This is a genomic window from Vibrio sp. 10N.261.52.A1, from assembly GCF_002876325.1.
Taxonomy (GTDB): Bacteria; Pseudomonadota; Gammaproteobacteria; order Enterobacterales; family Vibrionaceae; genus Vibrio; species Vibrio chagasii.
Map to the genome: position 1 here is coordinate 1 of NZ_MCYD01000251.1, position 273 is coordinate 273.

1 protein-coding gene is annotated in these 273 nt (G+C 48.0%); it reads right to left on the reverse strand.

Annotation, left to right across the window (positions count from 1 at the left end; genetic code table 11):
• Nucleotides 1-74 precede the first annotated feature (74 nt).
• A partial coding sequence (locus tag BCT81_RS03310; protein WP_241908145.1) for an arginine deiminase family protein occupies nucleotides 75-273 on the reverse strand: 199 nt, incomplete at its 5' end.

Below are 273 nucleotides of genomic sequence, written 5' to 3' on the forward strand. Positions count from 1 at the left end.
TTTCATGAAAAAGGCCAGTACAATGGTACTGGCCTAGTTGAGTTATTGTATTTTTACTCTATTGAGCTATCGGCTTAGATACCGTCTCTTTCGATAGGGCAGCTCATACAACGAGCGCCACCACGGCCACGCCCCAGTTCATTACCTGGAATCGTCAGAACTTCGATACCTGCCTTGTCGTACTTCTCGTTGGTGTAAACATTACGTTCGTAACCGATAACCGTGCCCGGTTTCACTGTCAGTACGTTGTTGGCGTCATTCCACTGCTCACGC